This window comes from Levilactobacillus fujinensis, assembly GCF_003946335.1.
GTDB classification, from domain to species: Bacteria; Bacillota; Bacilli; order Lactobacillales; family Lactobacillaceae; genus Levilactobacillus; species Levilactobacillus fujinensis.
The window spans coordinates 55,878-76,223 of sequence record NZ_RHNX01000001.1 but is presented as its reverse complement, the minus strand read 5'-3'; the positions used below and the strand labels follow the sequence as shown (position 1 = coordinate 76,223).

General features: G+C 48.5%; 16 protein-coding genes. 10 read left to right on the top strand and 6 right to left on the bottom strand.

Annotated features, from left to right (window positions below):
• Nucleotides 1-390 carry a hypothetical protein gene (locus EKM89_RS00320; RefSeq protein WP_125685166.1) on the bottom strand — a complete coding sequence of 130 codons (390 nt, stop codon included), beginning with the start codon at nucleotides 388-390 and terminating at the stop codon, nucleotides 1-3.
• Between the two features lie 525 nt (nucleotides 391-915).
• On the opposite strand from EKM89_RS00320, the gene EKM89_RS00315 reads away from it, so the two are divergent.
• Nucleotides 916-1,452, top strand: coding sequence for a GNAT family N-acetyltransferase (locus EKM89_RS00315; RefSeq protein ID WP_125685165.1), 537 nt, complete (start codon nucleotides 916-918; stop codon nucleotides 1,450-1,452).
• A 446-nt stretch (nucleotides 1,453-1,898) separates the two neighbouring features.
• Entirely contained in the window at nucleotides 1,899-3,338 is a 1,440-nt protein-coding gene (gene nhaC, locus EKM89_RS00310; protein WP_125685164.1) for a Na+/H+ antiporter NhaC, read from the top strand.
• Nucleotides 3,339-3,793: 455 nt separating this feature from the next.
• Here nhaC and EKM89_RS00305 read toward each other — a convergent pair whose 3' ends face one another.
• Nucleotides 3,794-4,492: a metal-dependent transcriptional regulator gene (locus EKM89_RS00305; RefSeq protein ID WP_125685163.1), complete on the bottom strand. Its 699-nt coding sequence runs from the start codon at nucleotides 4,490-4,492 to the stop codon at nucleotides 3,794-3,796.
• A gap of 404 nt (nucleotides 4,493-4,896) precedes the next feature.
• Between EKM89_RS00305 and EKM89_RS00300 the strand changes: the two genes are divergently transcribed.
• From EKM89_RS00300 to EKM89_RS00280, 5 genes are all read left to right on the top strand, one after another.
• Nucleotides 4,897-6,480, top strand: coding sequence for an Nramp family divalent metal transporter (locus EKM89_RS00300; RefSeq protein WP_125685162.1), 1,584 nt, complete (start codon nucleotides 4,897-4,899; stop codon nucleotides 6,478-6,480).
• A gap of 3 nt (nucleotides 6,481-6,483) precedes the next feature.
• Nucleotides 6,484-6,915 carry a universal stress protein gene (locus EKM89_RS00295; RefSeq protein WP_125685161.1) on the top strand — a complete coding sequence of 144 codons (432 nt, stop codon included), beginning with the start codon at nucleotides 6,484-6,486 and terminating at the stop codon, nucleotides 6,913-6,915.
• Between the two features lie 167 nt (nucleotides 6,916-7,082).
• Entirely contained in the window at nucleotides 7,083-8,666 is a 1,584-nt protein-coding gene (locus EKM89_RS00290; protein WP_125685160.1) for an Nramp family divalent metal transporter, read from the top strand.
• 1 nt (nucleotide 8,667) lies between these two features.
• A complete protein-coding gene (locus EKM89_RS00285; RefSeq protein WP_125685159.1) occupies nucleotides 8,668-9,102 on the top strand; it encodes a universal stress protein in 435 nt (144 codons plus the stop codon).
• Between the two features lie 219 nt (nucleotides 9,103-9,321).
• Nucleotides 9,322-10,089, top strand: coding sequence for a CPBP family intramembrane glutamic endopeptidase (locus EKM89_RS00280; RefSeq protein ID WP_125685158.1), 768 nt, complete (start codon nucleotides 9,322-9,324; stop codon nucleotides 10,087-10,089).
• A 500-nt stretch (nucleotides 10,090-10,589) separates the two neighbouring features.
• Here EKM89_RS00280 and EKM89_RS00275 read toward each other — a convergent pair whose 3' ends face one another.
• The gene (locus EKM89_RS00275) at nucleotides 10,590-11,576 is read right to left on the bottom strand and encodes a GMP reductase (protein WP_125685157.1); all 987 of its coding nucleotides are present in this window, start codon (nucleotides 11,574-11,576) and stop codon (nucleotides 10,590-10,592) included.
• A 22-nt stretch (nucleotides 11,577-11,598) separates the two neighbouring features.
• Nucleotides 11,599-12,885 carry an adenylosuccinate synthase gene (locus EKM89_RS00270; RefSeq protein WP_125685156.1) on the bottom strand — a complete coding sequence of 429 codons (1,287 nt, stop codon included), beginning with the start codon at nucleotides 12,883-12,885 and terminating at the stop codon, nucleotides 11,599-11,601.
• 273 nt (nucleotides 12,886-13,158) lie between these two features.
• Here EKM89_RS00270 and purB point away from each other — a divergent pair, with 273 nt between their 5' ends.
• Nucleotides 13,159-14,454 (top strand): adenylosuccinate lyase, encoded by a 1,296-nt coding sequence (gene purB, locus EKM89_RS00265; protein WP_125685155.1) that lies wholly within the window; start codon nucleotides 13,159-13,161, stop codon nucleotides 14,452-14,454.
• A 372-nt stretch (nucleotides 14,455-14,826) separates the two neighbouring features.
• Complete coding sequence (locus EKM89_RS00260) at nucleotides 14,827-16,236, top strand: hypothetical protein (protein WP_125685154.1); 1,410 nt, start codon at nucleotides 14,827-14,829, stop codon at nucleotides 16,234-16,236.
• A gap of 1,015 nt (nucleotides 16,237-17,251) precedes the next feature.
• On the opposite strand, the gene EKM89_RS00255 is transcribed toward EKM89_RS00260, so the two are convergent.
• Nucleotides 17,252-18,184 (bottom strand): alpha/beta hydrolase, encoded by a 933-nt coding sequence (locus EKM89_RS00255; protein WP_125685153.1) that lies wholly within the window; start codon nucleotides 18,182-18,184, stop codon nucleotides 17,252-17,254.
• 69 nt (nucleotides 18,185-18,253) lie between these two features.
• A complete protein-coding gene (locus tag EKM89_RS00250) occupies nucleotides 18,254-19,048 on the bottom strand; it encodes a tyrosine-protein phosphatase (protein ID WP_125685152.1) in 795 nt (264 codons plus the stop codon).
• Nucleotides 19,049-19,253: 205 nt separating this feature from the next.
• Here EKM89_RS00250 and EKM89_RS00245 point away from each other — a divergent pair, with 205 nt between their 5' ends.
• Entirely contained in the window at nucleotides 19,254-20,141 is an 888-nt protein-coding gene (locus EKM89_RS00245; RefSeq protein ID WP_125685151.1) for an alpha/beta hydrolase, read from the top strand.
• Nucleotides 20,142-20,346 lie beyond the last annotated feature (205 nt).

The window sequence follows — 20,346 nt, the reverse complement described above, 5'->3', positions numbered from 1 at the left end:
CTAGCGGTAAGGCGCAATATGTTGTGCCTTCGCGCGGGGTTCCAGTTGGTCAGTCAGCTGATTGACCACTGAAATCGGCACTTTTGCAAAGGGACTTAAAAAAATTGGTCGATCCGGGTCAGGAACATCCTGGGTCTCCTTTAAATGTGGTATTAAAGCAACTAGGTCTTCCTTATGAAGGTCTAGTTGTTTTGCGTAATAGACCACTTCACGGTAGCTCACGTTCTTAAAGTAAAAGTAGTAGCACAGTCCCGCCATAGCAAAGTACCAGAAGATGGTCCACTCTAGTCCAATCTGACCGGGATCTAAGAAGCCAATCCAAACGGCGGCGATGACAAAGGCCGCGTAAATCGCAATTGAAATAGCGGCCCAACGCTGTTTATGCGTCAAATGAAGTCCCTCGATTCTGTAGTAAGGTTGTTACTAGTGTACGGGGTCGGGTGGGGTAATTTCAAGCGATTTCTTAAAATGGTCTAGTAATTTCTCGCAATCTTATTTCAGTCGTGTATAATAACACAGTATTCAGTATAGAAAAGAGTCAACACTGTTAAATTAGTGTGGGCTGGCCGCAATCCGGATCTGATTAGTGCGCGACCATAACAACCATTAAAACGGTCTCACACCTGCGGCTTGCTGATAGTTGTGGTTGCTATTATTACAGTTACCAGTGAGCGACTAGGCCTGACATAACACTGATATCAGTGTTATGTCAGGATCAAAGTCAGCCTTAACGGTTGTGAATATCGATAGTATAAAGATTGTTCGTCAAATGGTTAGCTATCATCATTTAAATGACGGCTAATAGCTGGTCGTCTAAGTAGACAACCAGCGAATCATGTGCCAGTAGCAGCGACCGTTCCGACGGTCCATGAAGGTCAAGACGGTTAACGTTTTTGAGAAATGAGAGGTAATGAAGTGAGTTTAAGTTTTGAAACGGTTCAACGACCAGATTATTACCAAGTTGACACGCTAATAACGGCAGCCTTTGCGCCCGTCGAAGAGAGTCGTGGCGACGAGGTCCCCTTGATTCATGAGCTTCGTAAAACTTACGATTATCAACCTAGTTTGGAAGTTGTTACGAAACACACGGAGGCTGAAGTCGTGGGTTATGGGCTATTATCGCCGGTCACGATTCGTGGCAATCGCCACACGAGTACGATTTTAGCCTTAGCACCCTTGGCCGTTGCACCAGACTGGCAAGGCAAAGGTGTGGGGAGTGAACTGCTGAGTGAGTTAGAGACGCGCGCACGGTTAGCTGGCTTTTCTGCTATCAGTGTCGTTGGCGACATGAACTTTTACGGCGCGCGGGGATACGTCATGGCCGAGGATTTTGCCATTCATAACAGCTTGCCGATTCCAATGGGCAGTAGCCTGATCAAACCGTTGACGCCTGGGGCCTTAGCCAACGTTGGTGGGATGATTGAATATCCCAGCGCGTTTCATGCCAATTAATTTTTTTGATTGTTAATCATATCTGGTCGACAGTGGCTGTCAAAGCCGGTACGCCGGTGATTTTACGGAAATGCTGGCAGAACGGCTCAATAATAAAAATTAAATTAGAGGTTGACGGTGTTTTCTCATCGTGCTATTATCAATGTCAATCGAATAACGAACGCTAAATTCCATTACCAAGTAGCGTGTCATCTGTGTGTCAGAAAGTCGGTGGTTGCTGCGAACCGATCAGGGTGATTACGTCGAAATACAGTGGAACGTCCTGGTACGCCAGGCGGAGAATAACTAGAGCCGTTACCTTCTAGTGAGTGGAGTGACTGGGTCTAGAACCAGTGGCTCAAGCTGGGTGGTACCACGGTTTAAAATCAAATCGTCCCTGTTGCAGAACATGCAACGGGGACGATTTTTTTCTACATAAATTTTGGCATAAAAGAGGAGCGATTCAAATGAAAAATGAAGAGAAAGCGGTCAAGCCAGTTAAATTTGGCGAAGCAATTATTGTCTTACTGTTAATGTTAGTCATCATGGGAACTGGGGTCATCAAGTTCGGGTTATCCCCGACTACACCAGTTCTGTTGGTCATTGCATTGGTCATCCTGTGGGCCAAGGTTCGTGGGGCCGATTGGGATACAATTCATGACGGGATTATCGACGGCATCAAGACGGGGATCATTCCCATCTTTATCTTCCTGCTAATTGGGGCGTTGATCAGTGTTTGGATCGCCGCTGGGATCATCCCGTCCATGATGGTCTTTGGTTTTCATTTAATCTCAGCCCAATGGTTCGTGCCATCCGTCTTCCTGGTCTGTGCCATTGTCGGAACCTCCATCGGGAGTGCGTTTACCATCATTTCCACGATTGGGATCGCCTTGTTCGGGATGGGAACCACGATGGGCTTTAACCCAGCCTTAGTTGCGGGGGCCATCATCTCCGGCGCCATTTTCGGGGACAAGACATCACCACTGTCCGACTCGACTAACCTGGCTTCTGCCATTGCTGAATCTGAATTATTTGCGCATATTAAAAACTTAATGTGGTCGACGATTCCAGCCTTCGTGGTCTCACTTGTCCTTTACTTCATCCTTGGTACGGGGTCTTCCGATGCCAATGCCATGGGGAAAATCAACACGACGGTTGCGACGTTAAATGCTAACTTCTCCATTACCTGGTGGGCCGCCTTACCAATTATCGTGATGTTCGTCTGTGCTTGGCGGAAGATTCCAGCCATTGAAACGTTGCTGTTAAACGTTGGTTTAGGAATTGTCATGCTCTTCATCGAAAAGCCTTCAACGTCATTAAGCAGTGTGGCAACGATGATTGAATCTGGGTTCGTTTCTAAGACCGGTAACGGCAGTGTTGATGCCTTACTGAGTCGGGGTGGCATCAGTGCCATGATGGCCACGGTTTCTCTGATCATCCTGACGTTAACGTTGGGTGGCCTGTTGATGAAATTTAACATTATCCAAACAGCCATGGTGCCGTTGGCTAAGCGGCTTAAAGGGAGTGGGTCCCTGGTCACCGCAGCCATTCTTTCCGGAATCGGCGTCAACATCTTTGTCGGGGAACAATACCTCTCCGTTATCCTGCCTGGGAAAGCCTTCAAACAAACCTTTAACGACAAGGGTCTTGACAACTTGGCCTTAAGTCGGGTCCTTGAAGATGGTGGGACCGTCATCAACTACTTGGTTCCTTGGGGTGTTGCTGCGGTCTTCGCCGCCAACACGCTGGGCGTTTCCACGCTGGCTTACCTGCCATTCTGTTTCTTTAGCCTCTTCTCACCAGTCTTCTCCATTCTCAGTGGGTTCACGGGTGTTGGCTTGAAGCGGTTGCCATCCACGAATGATGACAGTGCCACTTCCGCTACTATGGCGGCTAACGGTCGTTAATGATAGATATATTTGTCAAGGTGGCCGTGCTTGAGTGCCGCCTAATGGCAGTATCGCGGCTGGTGCATCTGCGACTTCCGCCGCTAACTGGGGTTGAGGCCAAGTCACCAACTTTCTGGTAGTATCTGTTCAATAATCCTACTGGTATGGTCTGGCATTGTCGGAACTGAGTGTGGCTAACGATTAAAATTCTTAGCCGTAATTTCTGAATTGAACAGAAGTAAAAGCGTCAATGAACGTTGTGCCAGCCGACTAGTGTGGGCTAGGCAGGTACGAACGTTCATTGACGCTTTTTGTGCGCTCTCAAAGGCAGGGTGAAAATTGCCAAACGCCACTTATGACGGTTGTAACAACGATGCTGAGAGCTAAGATTTTTACCTTACCAGCCGACGGATAGGGGCTGGGAAACGGTGCAATCTTCAATTTGAAGCCCTGAAAATACCATCTCCACAAGCTTAGTTTTCACCGATGGTTTGGTTGGTAATCAGGGACTCGGTGATAGGCGTTTCTGCCGGCGCCGTGTAGATATAGTCGGCGGCGTTTAAATTGACCGTAATTTCACGCTGCTGGGCCGTTTCTAGGTAGATGAGGTTCAGGGCCGAATCGCGTTTGCGGACGCTTAGGGTGACTCCGAGGGGTAACTGGAGGTGTTGAAGATAGTCGATAAGGCCCGGCGTTTCCAGATAGCTGGTCAATGTGATGGTGGCAGGTTCAGTAACGTCGCTTAGTCGTGTGACGTCAGTGTCAGCCATCATTTGTGTGGTATCGAGGGTACCACCAAATGGGCTTTGCTGCGGATGATCTAGATAGTCGTTTAAGGCAATTGCTGTTTCGGATGTTAGGCTTGCGGCGACGGCCCAGGCCTGAGCAGGAACTGCGTTTAAAGGGAGTCGTAGGTGCTCGGCCATGAAGACTTCACAGAGCCGGTAGTTGTAGAGGAGTTGGCATGCGAGGCGTTCCCCTAATGCGGTGAGGGTCACGCCGGTATAACGGTGGCGATCCACGAGTCCCTTTTTCTGCAAGATGCGGGTCGTTTCGGTGACGGTGGCTGGTGAAACGTTGGCGAAATGAATAATTTGTTTATTGCTGACGCGGGGCCGAGCAAAGCTACACTCGGCAATGATTTTAAGATAAGAATTCTGATGATTTAACATGTGACTCACTCCCCAGATGAATCTAGCCACTGGTGATGAAGTAGCTAGAAAAGTCGTTAAAATTTATGGTCCCCTAAAAATAATATTCAACGACTAAAATTCTAACTGACTATGGGAAAGGTTGCAAACTTTTATCAGCTAGTATTTGAAAATAGCGGTTAAATTAGGGGGAGAACGCCTGATTATAGGCGTTTTTTTAAAATAATAAAATAAATTTCAGCCGGTTGATCACGCCGATAACAATAAAAGTATAGCTTGATTTGCTGGTAATGAAACCGCATACAGCAAGTAATAATTAATTAACTAATTTAGATTATAAAGTTAAGCTACCCTAAAAAAGATATTGAACTAATCAAATTTTGGGGTACAATTGGGTTTGTAGGAAACAGAAGGGGGTCTTGATTTTGAGTGATACACCGAAGAAACATAAACTCATTGAATATGCCAATGGGCGTTCGCTCGAAGAGATTAACGGTACCGTTAAAGTACCGAAGGGGAAAGGGTTCTGGAAAACATTGTTCATGTATTCCGGGCCTGGTGCATTAGTCGCAGTGGGATACATGGATCCAGGTAACTGGTCAACGTCGATTACTGGTGGTCAAAATTTCCAATACTTATTGATGTCGATTATCTTGATTTCAAGTTTGATTGCGATGTTACTGCAATACATGGCAGCTAAACTTGGTATCGTGAGCCAAATGGACTTAGCTCAGGCAATTCGTGCCCGAACCAGCAAGTCACTAGGCATCGTATTATGGATCTTAACCGAATTTGCTATTATGGCGACGGATATTGCCGAAGTTATTGGGGCGGCAATTGCGCTGTACTTATTGTTCCATATTCCATTAATCATTGCCGTATTCATTACGGTGCTTGATGTCCTGCTACTCTTGTTGCTGACCAAGATTGGTTTCCGGAAGATCGAAGCCATCGTGGTTTGTCTGATTCTGGTCATCTTGGTGGTCTTTGCTTACGAAGTGGCCTTGTCCAATCCCGATTGGGGCGGTGTCTTCGGCGGGTTAGTCCCCAACATGAAGACAGTGGCTTCCACACCAAAAATCGGTGGTCAAACGCCAATTAGTGGGGCCTTAGGAATCATTGGGGCGACGGTCATGCCCCATAACCTGTACCTGCATTCAGCAATTTCGCAGACGCGGGAAATTGACCACAACGATGAAGAAGATGTGGCGCGAACAGTAAGATTCACCAGCTGGGACTCCAACATTCAACTGACCTTAGCATTCTTCGTGAATGCTTTGCTGTTGATCATGGGGGTTGCCGTCTTCAAGAGTGGTTCCGTCAAAGACCCATCGTTCTTTGGGTTGTTCCAAGCCTTATCCGATACCAGCACCATGAGCAATGGTGTGCTGGCCGGTGTGGCTCGAACCGGGGTACTCTCAACACTGTTCGCGGTCGCCCTGTTAGCTTCTGGGCAAAATTCGACGATTACCGGGACCTTAACGGGTCAAGTTATCATGGAAGGATTTGTCCACATGCGGATGCCACTCTGGTTACGGCGGTTAGTCACCCGATTGATCTCTGTGATTCCAGTATTGATCTGTGTCATGTTGACCAGTGGTAAGAGTGCGTTGGATGAGCATGAGGCTTTGAATGATTTGATGAACAACTCACAAGTCTTTCTAGCGTTTGCTTTGCCATTTTCAATGCTGCCGTTGTTGATGATGACGGATAGTAAGCTAGAAATGGGGAAACGGTTTAAGAACAGTTTGTGGATCAAGGTATTGGGCTGGTTTTCCGTTTTAGCCTTGACTTATCTAAACCTGATCAACATGCCCGCTTCCATTCAAGGGTTCTATGGTAGTGCGATTACGGCTAGCCAAACGGCAACTGCAAACGTGATTGCCTACATCCTAGATGCTGCCATCCTAGCCCTGTTGGCTTGGACGATTCTCGAGTTGCGGCGCGGGAGTAAACGCGTTGCCGCAGCATTAGCAGCCGGTAAAGACGAACCTGCCAAGGAGGCGTAGACCATGGCTAAAACTTTCAAACGAATTCTAGTGGGGGTCGATGACTCGGCCGATGCATTGTTGGCATTTGACTATGCCATTCATCAAGCCAAACGGGATACGGCGGAATTGATCATTGTTTCCGTGTTGGAACACGATGACATGAACGTCTATCAGGCGTTGGATAGCGATTACGTCCACGGGGAACGTGATGAGCTAAAGGAACACGTCCAACGTTATCAGCAACAGGCTGAAGATGCTGGCGTTGCCAGTGTCCGGATGGTCATTGCAGAAGGCGAACCGGGGGAGACCATTGTTAAGAGTGTGATTCCTCACGTGCAGCCGGATTTGTTAGTGATTGGATCGATTGCTAAGAAGGGCGTCAGTCGCTACTTCGGGAGTCAAGCGGCCTACATGGCGAAGTACGCACCAATTTCCGTCATGGTCGTCAGATAGTCAAGTAAACTTTCCCAAGCCGGAAGTGTCGTTAACGCGACACGGCCGGCTTTTTTGCTGGGTTTAAGTTAACGCTTACATATTTATTTTTAGGGATGATTAAAAAAAGTGCCACTAACGCTGATTTTGCCGTACACTTGGCCTAGTCCTAAAGGGAGGGGAGCAACATGGTAAAGAAGCATAAGTTGATTGAATATGCCAACGGTCGGTCGTTGGAAGAAATCAACGGGACAGTGAAGGTTCCCAAGAATATTGGATTCTGGCGGACGTTATTCGCATACTCAGGGCCTGGTGCGTTGGTCGCAGTGGGGTATATGGATCCCGGCAACTGGTCAACGTCAATCACCGGTGGTCAAAACTTCCAGTACCTGTTGATGTCTGTCATCTTGATGTCAAGTTTGATTGCGATGTTATTGCAATACATGGCAGCTAAACTTGGCATCGTGAGTCAGATGGATCTAGCCCAAGCGATTCGTGCGCGGACCAGTAAGTCATTGGGAATTGTGCTCTGGCTGTTGACCGAACTGGCCATCATGGCAACCGATATTGCCGAAGTCATTGGGGCGGCAATTGCGCTGTATCTTCTATTCCACATTCCGTTAGTTATTGCGGTGTTCATCACGGTTTTTGATGTGTTACTGCTCTTATTACTCACCAAAGTTGGGTTCCGGAAGATTGAAGCGATTGTCGTTTGCCTCATCATGGTGATTCTGTTCGTCTTCGTTTACCAAGTCGCACTGTCCAATCCCGATTGGGGTGGCGTGTTCAGGGGCTTGATTCCTACGGGCAAGACCTTCTCGACGGGGACTAGCGTTGCGGGGATGACACCGTTAAATGGTGCGCTGGGAATCATTGGGGCGACCGTGATGCCACATAACCTGTATCTTCACTCGGCAATCGCACAGACACGGTCAATTGACCACAACGATGAGGAAGACGTGGCCCGGACAGTTAAGTTTGCGGGCCTGGACTCCAACATCCAATTGACGTTTGCCTTCTTCGTCAATGCCTTGCTGCTGATTATGGGGGTTGCCGTCTTCAAGACTGGCGCCGTCAAGGATCCATCGTTCTTTGGGCTGTTCCAAGCCTTATCTGATACGTCGACGATGAGCAATGGTCTGTTGAGCAGTGTGGCGCGAACGGGTGTCTTATCTACTTTGTTCGCCGTCGCTTTATTGGCTTCAGGCCAGAATTCCACGATCACCGGGACGTTGTCCGGGCAGGTCGTCATGGAAGGTTTCGTTCACCTGCGGATGCCATTGTGGTTACGACGTTTAGTTACCCGGGTACTGTCCGTCATTCCCGTTCTGGTCTGCGTCATGTTGACCAGCGGCAAGAGTGCCATTGACGAACACGTGGCCTTGAATGATTTGATGAATAACTCGCAAGTCTTTCTGGCGTTTGCCCTACCATTCTCGATGCTGCCGCTGTTGATGATGACCGACAGCAAGCTGGAAATGGGCGAACGGTTCAAGAACTCCTGGTGGCTCAAGATATTAGGCTGGTTCTCCGTGATTGCGTTGACTGGTTTGAACCTTGAGGGGATGCCAGGCCAGGTTCAAGATTTCTTCGGAAGCAATGTGACCGGAGCAAAATTAGCTTTAGCCAACGATATTGCTTACTTCTTGATTTTTGCAGTCTTAGCCTTGCTGACGTGGACGATTGTTGAGTTACATCGTGGCAACAAGCGATTGGCAATTGCTCGGGCAGCCGAGGCCAAGGCAGCGGATACAACGGAAGGGGGTCGCTAAAATGACGGCCACGACATTTAAACGAATTCTGGTCGGCGTTGATGATTCGACGGATGCATTGCTGGCGTTTGACTACGCAATTGCCCAAGCCAAGCGCGATGATGCCGAGCTAATCATTGTTTCCGTTTTGGAAAATGCGGTGATGAACGTCTATCAGGTGATGAACACGGATTTTGTGCACGGCGAATACGATGATTTGGCTGCCCACGTCCAAACGTATCAGGAAAAGGCGCAAGCAGCAGGTGTCGAACACGTGCGGACAATCGTGACCGAGGGTGAACCCGGGGAAACCATCGTGAAGGATGTCATTCCAGAGGTTCATCCAGATCTGTTGGTAGTGGGGTCGCTCGCGAAAAAGGGTGTCAGTCGTCACTTTGGCAGCCAAGCCGCCTACATGGCCAAGTACGCCCCCATCTCAGTACTAGTCGTTCGGTGAGGCTGAAAAGAAGCCAGAAGTCGAAAAGTTTGTTACTATATAGAGTGACCTGTATGTCATGTGAAAAAAACGGAAAAGTCGGCTGAGTGATTGGCCGGCTTTTTCGTTTTTTGTTGGTTATTGTGAGCCGCAAAGAACCTTTGACCCGTAAACTAGCGCGGCGACGGGTAATTTAGCGGTATACTAAATTCATGTCGAACACACGAAGGGGGAGTTTTAGTGGATTTTAGTAGGGGAAAGCAACAGCCAGCTTATTACTTGGTGGTCGTATGGCTTGTAGTCTTGGCTGTGATGAATGGCGCGGGGATGCTATTTGAAAAATTTGGATTGTCAATCAACGTATCAGTGCTCTTAGAAGAGATTACGGTGCTGTTGGTGCTTTGGTTATTAAACCATTATTGGCTGAAGGTACGCATTCAGTTACGAACGAACCAGTCGTTTGGCGCGCAAGTCAGAGTCAATGGATTTTCGCTATTTTTGGTGGTCTTTTTCTTGTCAATTTTGGAAACACAGCTGGCACATGGGAAAAGTGTGAATCACGTGGCCGTGATGACTGCGATGGCACTGTTGGTGGCTATTTTTGAGGAATCTCTCTTTCGCGGTGTGATTTTGGTCGGGTTTCTCCAGCGAGTCGGTAGGGGGAATGCCGTGTGGTTAGCCGTTTTACTTAGTAGCGCATTGTTTGCGGCAAGCCATTTAATTAATTTATCGCATCAGTCGGTTTCCATGACCATTGCCCAGGTTTTGATGACATTCGGCTTGGGCCTCTTGCAGAGCGCCACTTATTTGCGTTCAGGAAGTCTGATTTGGCCGATTTTGTTTCATTTCGTGTTAGATACCCAGGCGTTAGTACGGGGTGGGCTCATGCCCAAGCAAAATATACCAGCTTGGAGTGGACTGATTCCGTTGGTTATTTATGGCACGGTGGCGCTAATTTTGTTGCGGCAATCGAAGCGTGCTGAAGTTGTGGCGCGGTTTAAAAATTAGATTAGTGAAAACAGCCGCACTCCGGCCGCCAGGGATTCCGCTTGCTGTGGGGGAACGCCTCCAGCCAAAGAACGGGCTTCCAGGTCGTCCCACGATGTAGGCTGGAAAAGACGCCGACTAACATCGTCGACACGGCTAGCTACATCCCTGGCTGCCTCCGGCTTTGATTCTGCGTGTCAATTCCAATCACTGAATCCCAATTGGCTGCTAAAGTTTAAGCATAATTCAGCAGCGTTCCTAGCCGCATGATCCATGTTGCCTCAGACCAACTACGTCAGCCGAGAGGTCGGCAGATATGGGCTCAGGCGCGTGTTCGCACCGATTCAGCCCATATCTGCCGGCCGGTAAGGCGATGGTTTGACAACGTTGCCTAATTTTAGATCCAGTATCGTTGTGACAACAATCATAATGTGTGTTTTGGGACTTTCAACCTTCAGAGGCTGAATTAAAAATCACGCAATGACTCTCCAATCGGAAAGTCGTTGCGTGATTTTTAATTTCTAATAGCTATCGCCGTTCATAATGGAACTCTTCACGATGACGTAATCCACCGTGCGAATATCCATGAGATTGCGGCCGCCCGCGTACGAAATGGAGGACTGTAAGTCTTCTTCCATGGCGTTCAGCGTATTGGCAATGTCACCGCGGTAAGGGACCAGCATCTGCTTGCCCTCAACGTTACGATAGGCGCCTTTCTGCTTTTCGGATGCAGAACCCCAGTACTGCTTGAAGGTCCGCCCGTCGATGGTCAACAGACTACCAGGGGACTGTTCGTGGCCAGCTAACATGGAGCCGATCATGACCATGGTTGCGCCGAAGCGGATTGACTTGGCAATGTCGCCATTGTAGCGAATCCCACCGTCAGCGATGATCGGTTTCCGGGCCGCCTTGGCACAGAGCCGAACGGCAGCGAGTTGCCAGCCGCCGGTCCCGAAACCAGTCTTGAGCTTGGTGATACAGGCTTTACCCGGGCCGATGCCGACCTTGGTGGCGTCCGCACCGGCATTTTCCAGTTCGCGAACGGCCTCGGGCGTGCCAACGTTACCAGCAATGACGAAGCTAGCCGGCAATTTTTCCTTGATCTGTTGAATCATACGAATGACGGCTTCGCTATGGCCGTGGGCAATATCGATAGTGATGTATTCGGGAACCAGGTTGGCGGCAGCAAGTTCGTCGATGAAGGCGTGTTCGTCAGCCTTAACGCCAACACTAATGGAAGCAAAGAGTGACTTCTCGTGCATCCGTTCGATGAATCCCCGGCGTTCTTCGGGCTGGAAACGGTGCATCACATAAAAGTAGTCGCGTTTTGCGAGCCAAATGGCTAACGGTTCGTTGATGACGGTTTCCATATTGGCGGGAACCACGGGAATTTTGAAGCGGTGAGGACCGAATTGCACACTGGTATCGGCTTCGCTCCGGCTTTCAATCACACATTTGTTAGGAACCAGTTGAATATCTTCGTAGTCAAATACTTCGGCAGGATGCATGGGCAGTCACTCCTTATTAAGGTTAGGCGTTCCAGACGTCGTGTAAAATGTTCGTCTGTTCGCGGTCGGGGCCGACGGAAAGTGTGGCGATTTCCACACCAACCAGTTCGGCTAAACGTTTCACATAGTTCTGAGCATTAACGGGTAATTCTTCAACGGAATGACAATGTGTAATGTCTTCCGTCCAACCTGGCAGTTCTTCGTAAACGGGTTGGCAAGCATCTAAGTCCACCAAACTAGCAGGGTAGTGATAGATGGTCGCACCGTTTAGTTCGTAAGCCTTGCAAATTTTAACGGTCTTTAGACCAGTGAGCACGTCTAAACAATTCAGTGATAGGCTTGTCAGGCCAGAAACGCGTTTAGCATGACGGAGAACGACGCTGTCGAACCAACCGATCCGGCGGGGACGCTTGGTTACCGTGCCGTATTCATGGCCGGTTTCGCGAATCGTGTCACCGATTTCGTCAAAGAGTTCAGTTGGAAATGGACCATCGCCAACACGTGATGTGTAAGCCTTGCAGACACCAACGACGTGGTCGATCTTGGTTGGCCCAACGCCAGCACCGATGGTGACGCCACCGGCAACGGGGTTAGAAGACGTTACAAACGGGTAAGTTCCGTGGTCGATATCGAGCATAACCCCTTGCGCACCTTCGAACAGGACGTTTTTACCGGCATCAATAGCATCGTTGATCACAACGGAGGTATCTGTGACGTGACCTTTGATCTGTTGACCTAACGCGTAGTATTCATTAAAAATGGTGTCGAAATCGAGTGGTTCTACATTATACAGTTTAGTTAAAACGTTGTTCTTTTCGATTAAGTTTTGACGGAGCTTATCGGCAAAAATGTCGTGGTCAAGCAAATCAGCGATTCGAATCCCGATCCGCTCGGCTTTATCCATGTAGGCGGGTCCGATACCCTTGTTCGTGGTGCCAATCTTGTTTTCCTTGGCCTTTTCTTGGGCCTGGTCTAACAGAATGTGGTAGGGCAGAATCACGTGGGCCCGGTCGGAAATCCGTAAGTTATCCGTGGAAACGCCGTTGTCGTGGAGGTAAGTCAGCTCTTCAATTAAGGACTTAGGGTTCACAACGACCCCGTTACCAATCACACTCAGCTTGTCGGCGTAAAAAATACCGGACGGAATCAGCCGCAATTTAAACGTTTGACCATTGAAGACAATGGTGTGGCCAGCGTTGTCACCACCTTGGTAGCGGGCAATGACATCAGCCTTCTCACTTAGAAAATCCGTGATCTTTCCTTTACCTTCATCGCCCCATTGACTACCAACTACTACTGTTGATGACATCGCAAACACCTCATCGTTATTTTTTACTAGGCCGAACACCCAGCAAGAATAATTGTATCAAGTTCGTGAATAGAAATCAACTAAAAAGCGAACTATTTTTTAAATTGTCTTAATTATTGTTCTTTTTAATGTCGCCCCACAACGAATAAATCCCGTGATGTCGCGGAAATCTCTAGTAAAAATAGGATAATCTATGTTATGATAAATACCGAAGCAATACCGAAATATTAAAATAATGTTCGTGTTTTACTGACTTTCAAGGAGGAAATCGCCATGTTAGAACGCTATACCCGACCGGAAATGGGCCAGATTTGGTCATTAGAGAATCAATATCAATCCTGGTTAGCTGTGGAAATCGCTATTGATGAGGCTTGGGCCAAACTAGGAGAGGTTCCCGCCGAAGATGCTGCCAAGATTCGTGCCAATGCTACCTTTGATGTGGACCGTATCGCCGAAATTGAAGCCGTTACCCACCATGATATGGTTGCCTTCACGCGGAACGTTTCCGAATCGTTAGGTGCTGAACGAAAATGGATTCACTTTGGCGTTACCAGTACTGATGTTGTGGATACGGCACAGGGCTACCGGTTGAAGCAGGCTAATGCGGTTTTACGGGCCGATTTGGAAACCTTGATTGCGACGTTAAAGAAGATGGCCCGCCAATATAAGGACACGGTTATGATTGGTCGGACGCATGGCGTTCAAGCCGAGCCAACGACTTTTGGGCTGAAAATTGCGCGCTTCTATGCGGAAATGCAACGGAATCTCGTCCGCTTTGACCGGGCCGCTGCCGAAGTGGAAACGGGAAAAATTAGTGGGGCCGTGGGCACGTTTGCTAACGTGCCACCTGAGGTCGAAGCCTTCGTCTGTGACCAATTGGAGATTAGCGCGCAACCAATCGCCACACAAGTGTTGCCACGAGATCTACACGCCGACTACATTGCGACGTTGGCCCTAGTTGCAACTAGTGTCGAAAATATTGCTACCGAGATTCGCGGATTGCAGCGTTCTGAGATTCATGAAGTCGAGGAACATTTCAATCCTGGGCAAAAGGGCTCATCGGCAATGCCACACAAGCGTAATCCGATTGGTTCGGAAAACGTGACTGGTTTAGCCCGCGTGTTGCGAGGAACCATGGTGACGGCATACGAAGACGTCAGCTTGTGGCATGAACGTGACATTTCCCATTCGTCGGCCGAACGGATGATTTTGCCGGAGGATACGACGTTGTTGGATTACATGCTGCACCGCATCAATCGGATCTTGACGAATCTTGACGTATTCCCAGAGACGATGAAGACCAACATGAACCGGACTTATGGGTTGATCTATAGCCAACGGCTCCTGTTGAAGCTGATTGAAGCGGGCCTGAGTCGTGAAGATGCCTACGACTTGGTCCAACCATTGACGGCCCAAGCTTGGGATCAACAGACGCAATTCAGACCACTGGTGGAAGCTAATCCTGAAATCACCAGTCGACTCACGCCAGACCAGATTGCGGATGCATTCGACTATCATTATCATTTGCGACGAGTAGACTTTATCTTTAAACGCCTGGGATTGATTTAAAATAGGCCATAAAAAGCGAATGTGTCGAAGATTTCGACAAGTGAGTTCGGAGGTGTCTGGGGTAATAAAAACCAGACGCCTTTTTGTATCTCCAAACTTATATTGCTAAAACAGACGATAAGAACAGCTGACGCCATTTAAAATTGATAACGCAACAATTGAAGTTCAGAACCATTTGGCTATCACGCTTAAGGCTCGCCAGCTAATCGCCCTTTCTACCGCGCCTCACTCCGAGCTAGAGGTATTACCCAGCAAAACTAACGATTTTTGAAAGTTTGTTAAGCTTTTTCCAATCTAAACTGCAGCTTAAGGTTCACGGGGTATAACCAGAGTAAGCAACAGCTTGTTGATTAAGTAAGGGAGGACTTTCTAATGACAAAAACCAAACGAACCATCACCATCGCGTTAGCAGGAACCGCCGTTGTGGGCGGCCTGATTGCGGCACCACAACTACTGAATGCCAGTCAATCGACACCACCGACTCAGGCGATGGCCAAAACGAAGCCGAGTGGTGCCAAACCCAGCGGCACCAGTGCCCCCGGCCAGACAAGCAGTAGTAGTGCTAAGTTGTCAGGACAAAAGACGATTTCTAGCACCCAAAAATTAAGTACCAAAACGATTAAGGCTAGCACGGCTAATCGCTCAGCTGTCTACGTTAAAAATGGTGGTAAGCTCACACTCACCGGCAGTCAGGTGACCAAGACTGGCAATACGACTAGCACCGATAACAGTAATTTCTTCGGTCAAAATGCCGGTTTACTAGTAACTAAGGGTGGGCAGGCGACAATTGCCAACCTGACCGAACAGACGGCGGCCACTGGTGCCAACGGTATCTTTGCAACTGGGAAGAATGCCAAGGTGACGATTAAGAACAGTCAAATCAATACGACCAAGAGCTCGTCACGTGGACTTGATGCGACTTATAAAGGCAAAATCATGGCCACAAATACCAACATCACGACCAAGGGCAGCCACTCCGCAGCACTAGCTACGGATCGGGGTGGTGGCACGGTTAGTCTGAACAAGGGGACACTGAAGACAGCGGGGGATGGCTCGCCGGTCATCTACTCAACGGGCGCAATTGCCGTACAGAATGTGACGGGAACCGCTACTGGTGCGGAGGCGGCCGATATTGAAGGGTCGAACAGTATCACGATCAAGAATAGTCAGCTAACCGGGAAAAAGAATAACGGGGTCATGCTCTATCAGAGTATGTCTGGTGATTCTGAAGTTGGGACCTCGGTCTTCTCCATGACGAATGGGAGCCTGACATCGACGGTGAAGAGCGGTTCTAAGGGCACAACTAACCATACGGGAGCGCTTTTCTATGTCACCAATACGACAGCGAAGATCAATCTGAACAACGTGAAGTTAAGTAATGCCTCGACGACCTTGATTCGGCTAGCCAGTGACCGTTGGGGAACCAGTGGCAGTAATGGCGGCAAGCTGACGTTCACTGCAAAAAATCAAACGATGAAAGGGAACATTCTCATTGCCAAAGGAAGCACGCTAAAGCTTAATTTGACTTCTGGTAGCGTCTTTACCGGGGCCATTAACAGTGCTGATACGGCTGGAAAAACCACGGTCACCCTTAAGGGCAACAACACGTGGCACGTGACTAAAAATTCGTACGTGACGTCACTGATCAGCACCAAGAGTGGCTTAACGAATATTAAATCTAATGGCCACAATGTGTACTATGATAAGAGTAGTAGCGCGAACAAGTGGCTCAATGGCAAGACTTATACCTTGAGTGGTGGCGGTAAACTGATTGCAAAATAGGTTGGTGCACGTGACCGAAGCAGAATATGTGTTAAAGCATGTAGCAGTAAGTGTTTAGCTAGTTAACACCGTTACACTGAACAGATTACCTGCTGGAACATTTTTCAGCGTAATTCGTAGATGTGAAAAGTCTGGGACACCCCCAGGCTTTTTTGGTATTCAATTTTATATGGTCGAACAATGCACCAAAAGGCAACCGGTTCCGCTTAGAACTGATGAGTAAGGTTAAAAGCTGAAGGCTGAAAGTTAAAATGTTCATGTTGCTCTTACAACAGTAGGAGTTGTCACCGCTAAACGAGTTGAAACAGTCGCACTCCGGCTGCCAGTAATTCCGCTTGCTGCGGGGAACGCCTCCAGCCAAAGAACGGGCTTCCGGCTCGCCTGAAGGCCGCCAAGTTCAGATGCAGGCTAGCTCACGCTTTTCTGCGTCGCGGGGGTTGCGTTACTAGGAACGTATAATTTTCCAACGCCGAGCCTTGGGGCGCGTGCGCGATCAAATTAGGTTAAAGAATGTACATTAACAGCGAACAAAAAAATCGCGCGACTCTCGGGGAGGAGAGCGGCGCGATTTTTATCATGAGGAGTGGATTCACATAGGGGGTGTGAATTCATTGTTAGAGGAGTAGTTAGGCTTGAGGGAACCTAACTAGGAATGATTCTCTTAGGGGGAGAGAATCTAAAAGGGATTGGATATAGAATTTGATTAGTAACAGTTATTGGCTAATTACTATGATTATTACTATACCCGGATATTGTGACCAGAAAAGGGCTAAAGTTGTGATGACTTTGCGATAAATTATTAAAGGAAATCTAAATGTGTGAAGATTCGTGGGATTTCAGGCTAAATTAAGGTTGTGCGTACACAGGTGTAAATAATGGAAAAGCCTTGCTGTACGGGGATTCATGACAACCACATGATGCAGACTGATTAGGATGGTAAGTACAGTACAGCCAAAAGGCCCGGCAAAAACCGGGCCTTTAGCGCATAGAAATTAGGCTTCAAGTAAAAAACGGTCTAATCAAAGTAGGTCTGCAAAAACTCCGTCACATGCGCCTGATACCGTGCTGGATTCATCCAGAAGCTCTCGGCGTGAGAGGCATTCTTTACGATCCAGAGTTGTTTCGGTGCGTGGGTTGCCGCATAGTTTTCGTAAGCCATGCCAACCGGAACGTACACGTCCTTTTCCCCGTGAATGAAGAGAATCGGCCGCTTGTTTTTCTTGAGTTGTTCCGTGGCGGTCACATCGCCGAGGTAGTAGCCGAGTCGCCGTTTAGAAATGGTGCTGACCAGCGGTTCGATTGGATATTTTGGCAAATGAAATTGACGTTTTAACAGATAGGTCAGTTCGGCTTCAATGCTGGAGTAGCCACAGTCGGCAATAATCGCCTTCACCTGTGAGGGCAGGCTTTCACCGGAGAGCATCTCCATGGTGGCGCCGCCCATGCTGACACCAAACATCAAAATTTTAATGTCGGCACCAGAGCGGTCAATGACCTGTTGAATCCACTGGAGGTAGTCTAGACGGTCGAGCCAGCCAAAGCTGATATACTTGCCGGCACTTTCGCCGTGACCGCGGTCGTCGGGTAGCAGGACGTTGAATCCTAGTCGGTGATACATTTGGGCAAAGTTCGCCATCGTCTCGCCGTTGCCCTTATAGCCGTGAGAAATAATGACGGTTTTCTTGCTCGGCGTCTCAGCAGGGATGTACTCCGCAACCATGCGATTTTTGGGGTCGTGTTCGTGTAAATACCATTTTTCCTTACTAATTTTTTGATACCAGTCGACGTAGGCGTAATAGGCGTCGGCGTATTTTTGTTTATCCGCGGAAGTTTCCGGAACGTAGTTGACCCGTTTAAAGGCAAAATTGAACAGGTGCTCGCTGGCGACTAACGACGTTGCGGCAATTCCTAGTAGGGGTAGCGTCCAAGTCAGAGTTTTCTTTTTCATCTCATCAGGTCCTTTCGTGGGTTAGAAAAACCAGGCTACCCGCTAAAACGGTTATCCTGGCAAGGGGTGTTAGTCTAAATAGAGCTGTCTAAAGTTATTTAAGTCGCTATGCGATAAGCCCAAAACATCGTGCAAATAATCTTGCGCGCCACCAAACTGTGTGTTGATCAATTTGGTAGCAGCATTAAAGTAGTCGTCACTCACGGAGTACAATGCCCGTAAATTAGTGACGAAGGCTTCGCCGTGACCTTGTTGACGAGCAGCCTCGCTGATCTGGTTAACGTGATCGGCTGTCGTCTCGTTGGTTAACAAGTAGTCCTTGCGAATGACTTGGGGGTCAACATCCAGTGCACTCAGCGCAAAGAAGGCGCCCATGCCGGTTCGATCTTTACCGGCCGTACAATGGAAGAGTACCGCTTGGTCCGGTTGGTCCGCTGCCAACATCGTGGCAAAAAAGTCATGATAGGCACTTTGCGCAGACGGTAGGGTCACCATTTGTTGGTAAACTTCTACCATGTGGTCGTGGCCAGCTTGACCGTTGACCGAGAAACGTTTTTCCAATTCATCTTCAGTAGCCGAAGCATCCGTTTGGTCGTCGGCAGGGAAGACCGGTAAAAAATGGTACGTAGCCCCAGCCGGGACACGGTCGGGTGCTTGCGTTTGCTCGTCTTTGGAACGGAAATCAACGTCAGCGACTACGCCATAATCGGTCAGTTTTTGTTGATCAGTGGGGGTGAGGTCCGCAAGTCCCGCGGTCCGCAGTAACTTATGCCACTTAACCGTGTGGCCGTCGACTGTTGGGTACCCACCGAGCTCACGGAAGTTCCGGCCGCCGGTCACGTTTAAAATTCGGTTATTTGTCATCAATTTATCCACCTTTCAATAGCAACTGTCATGACTTCTATTCTAACGGTTTTCGCAGAAATTACCTAGTAATTGATTCTGAGGGGGGTGTTTTGCGATAAAACGCTGTATACTATCTTTATACGTTTCGTCTTTTGACACAGACGATTAGGCGGCTTAAGAGAGACCAAGGATTTGATGAAGGCAAAAAGATAGGGTGATAGTCGTGAGTTTGCGTGGGAAATGGTTACTTTTCAAGACCCAACACAGTCAGCTCAAACAACAGATCCAGCAAGCATTTCTACAGCCTAGTCGGCAGAATCGTGCCGTTGTGCCCGAAAAGTTTGCGGCGAACATTGTGACGGAGGAACGCCGGGTTTTCGGTGGTCGGTTATTGACGGCTGCTTCCGGTGCGCTATTGCCGCAACACGTGTTGTTATTTCACGGCGGCGCTTATACTATGCAAGGCATCGATAGTCACCGGCAACTCATGGAAACATTGATCAATGAGGCTAATTTACGTGTGACTTATGTAGATTATCCGCTGGTGCCCGAGGCGACCGTGGACGAAACGGTGGTCTTTGCAATGCGCGCCTATAGTTACCTGCGTGCACAGTATCCTGATGACCACTTCTTCTTGATGGGCGATTCGGCCGGTGGCGGCCTTGCCTTGACTCTGCTACAACAACTGAAGTTGCACCAAGAACCGCTACCTGCCGGAACCATTCTGGTATCGCCATGGACGGATCTCAGTATGATGAATCCGGACCTTCAGGCTGCGGCGAAACACGATCCGTACCTGACGTTGGCGACGCTGAAAAAGATTGGATTTGAATACGCGGGTGAGCATCCGGTGACCGATCCCGTGGTGAGCCCAATTTACGGGACGTTTGATGACCTGGGGCCTGTCCTATTGTATTATGGGACCAATGAATTACTGGTTGCCGATGATGAGCGGCTATTACAAAAGTTCCAGATGGCCAATGGGACACCGTTTCGAACCCACCGGATGAAATCGATGCTGCATGACTACATTTTGTGGTCTAAACTACCGGAATCCAAGCGGACATTAAAGGAAATCAAACAGTTTATCTTGACTGGTGAACTTGACTAGCAAGCGTAGGGACCTAGGAGACTGGGTCCTTTTTTGGTGCAGGAAAATTTAAGCGCTAGGTGGGTAAAAAAATCGGGTTGAAAGGGCATTGACAAACAAAACGAAAGAGATTACATCAAGGCCACACAAACGTTTGTGCTATTTAATGGCGTTATTGAATGTTTCCCGAATAAGTTCAGGGATAGCCTTTGATGCGAGATTTCAT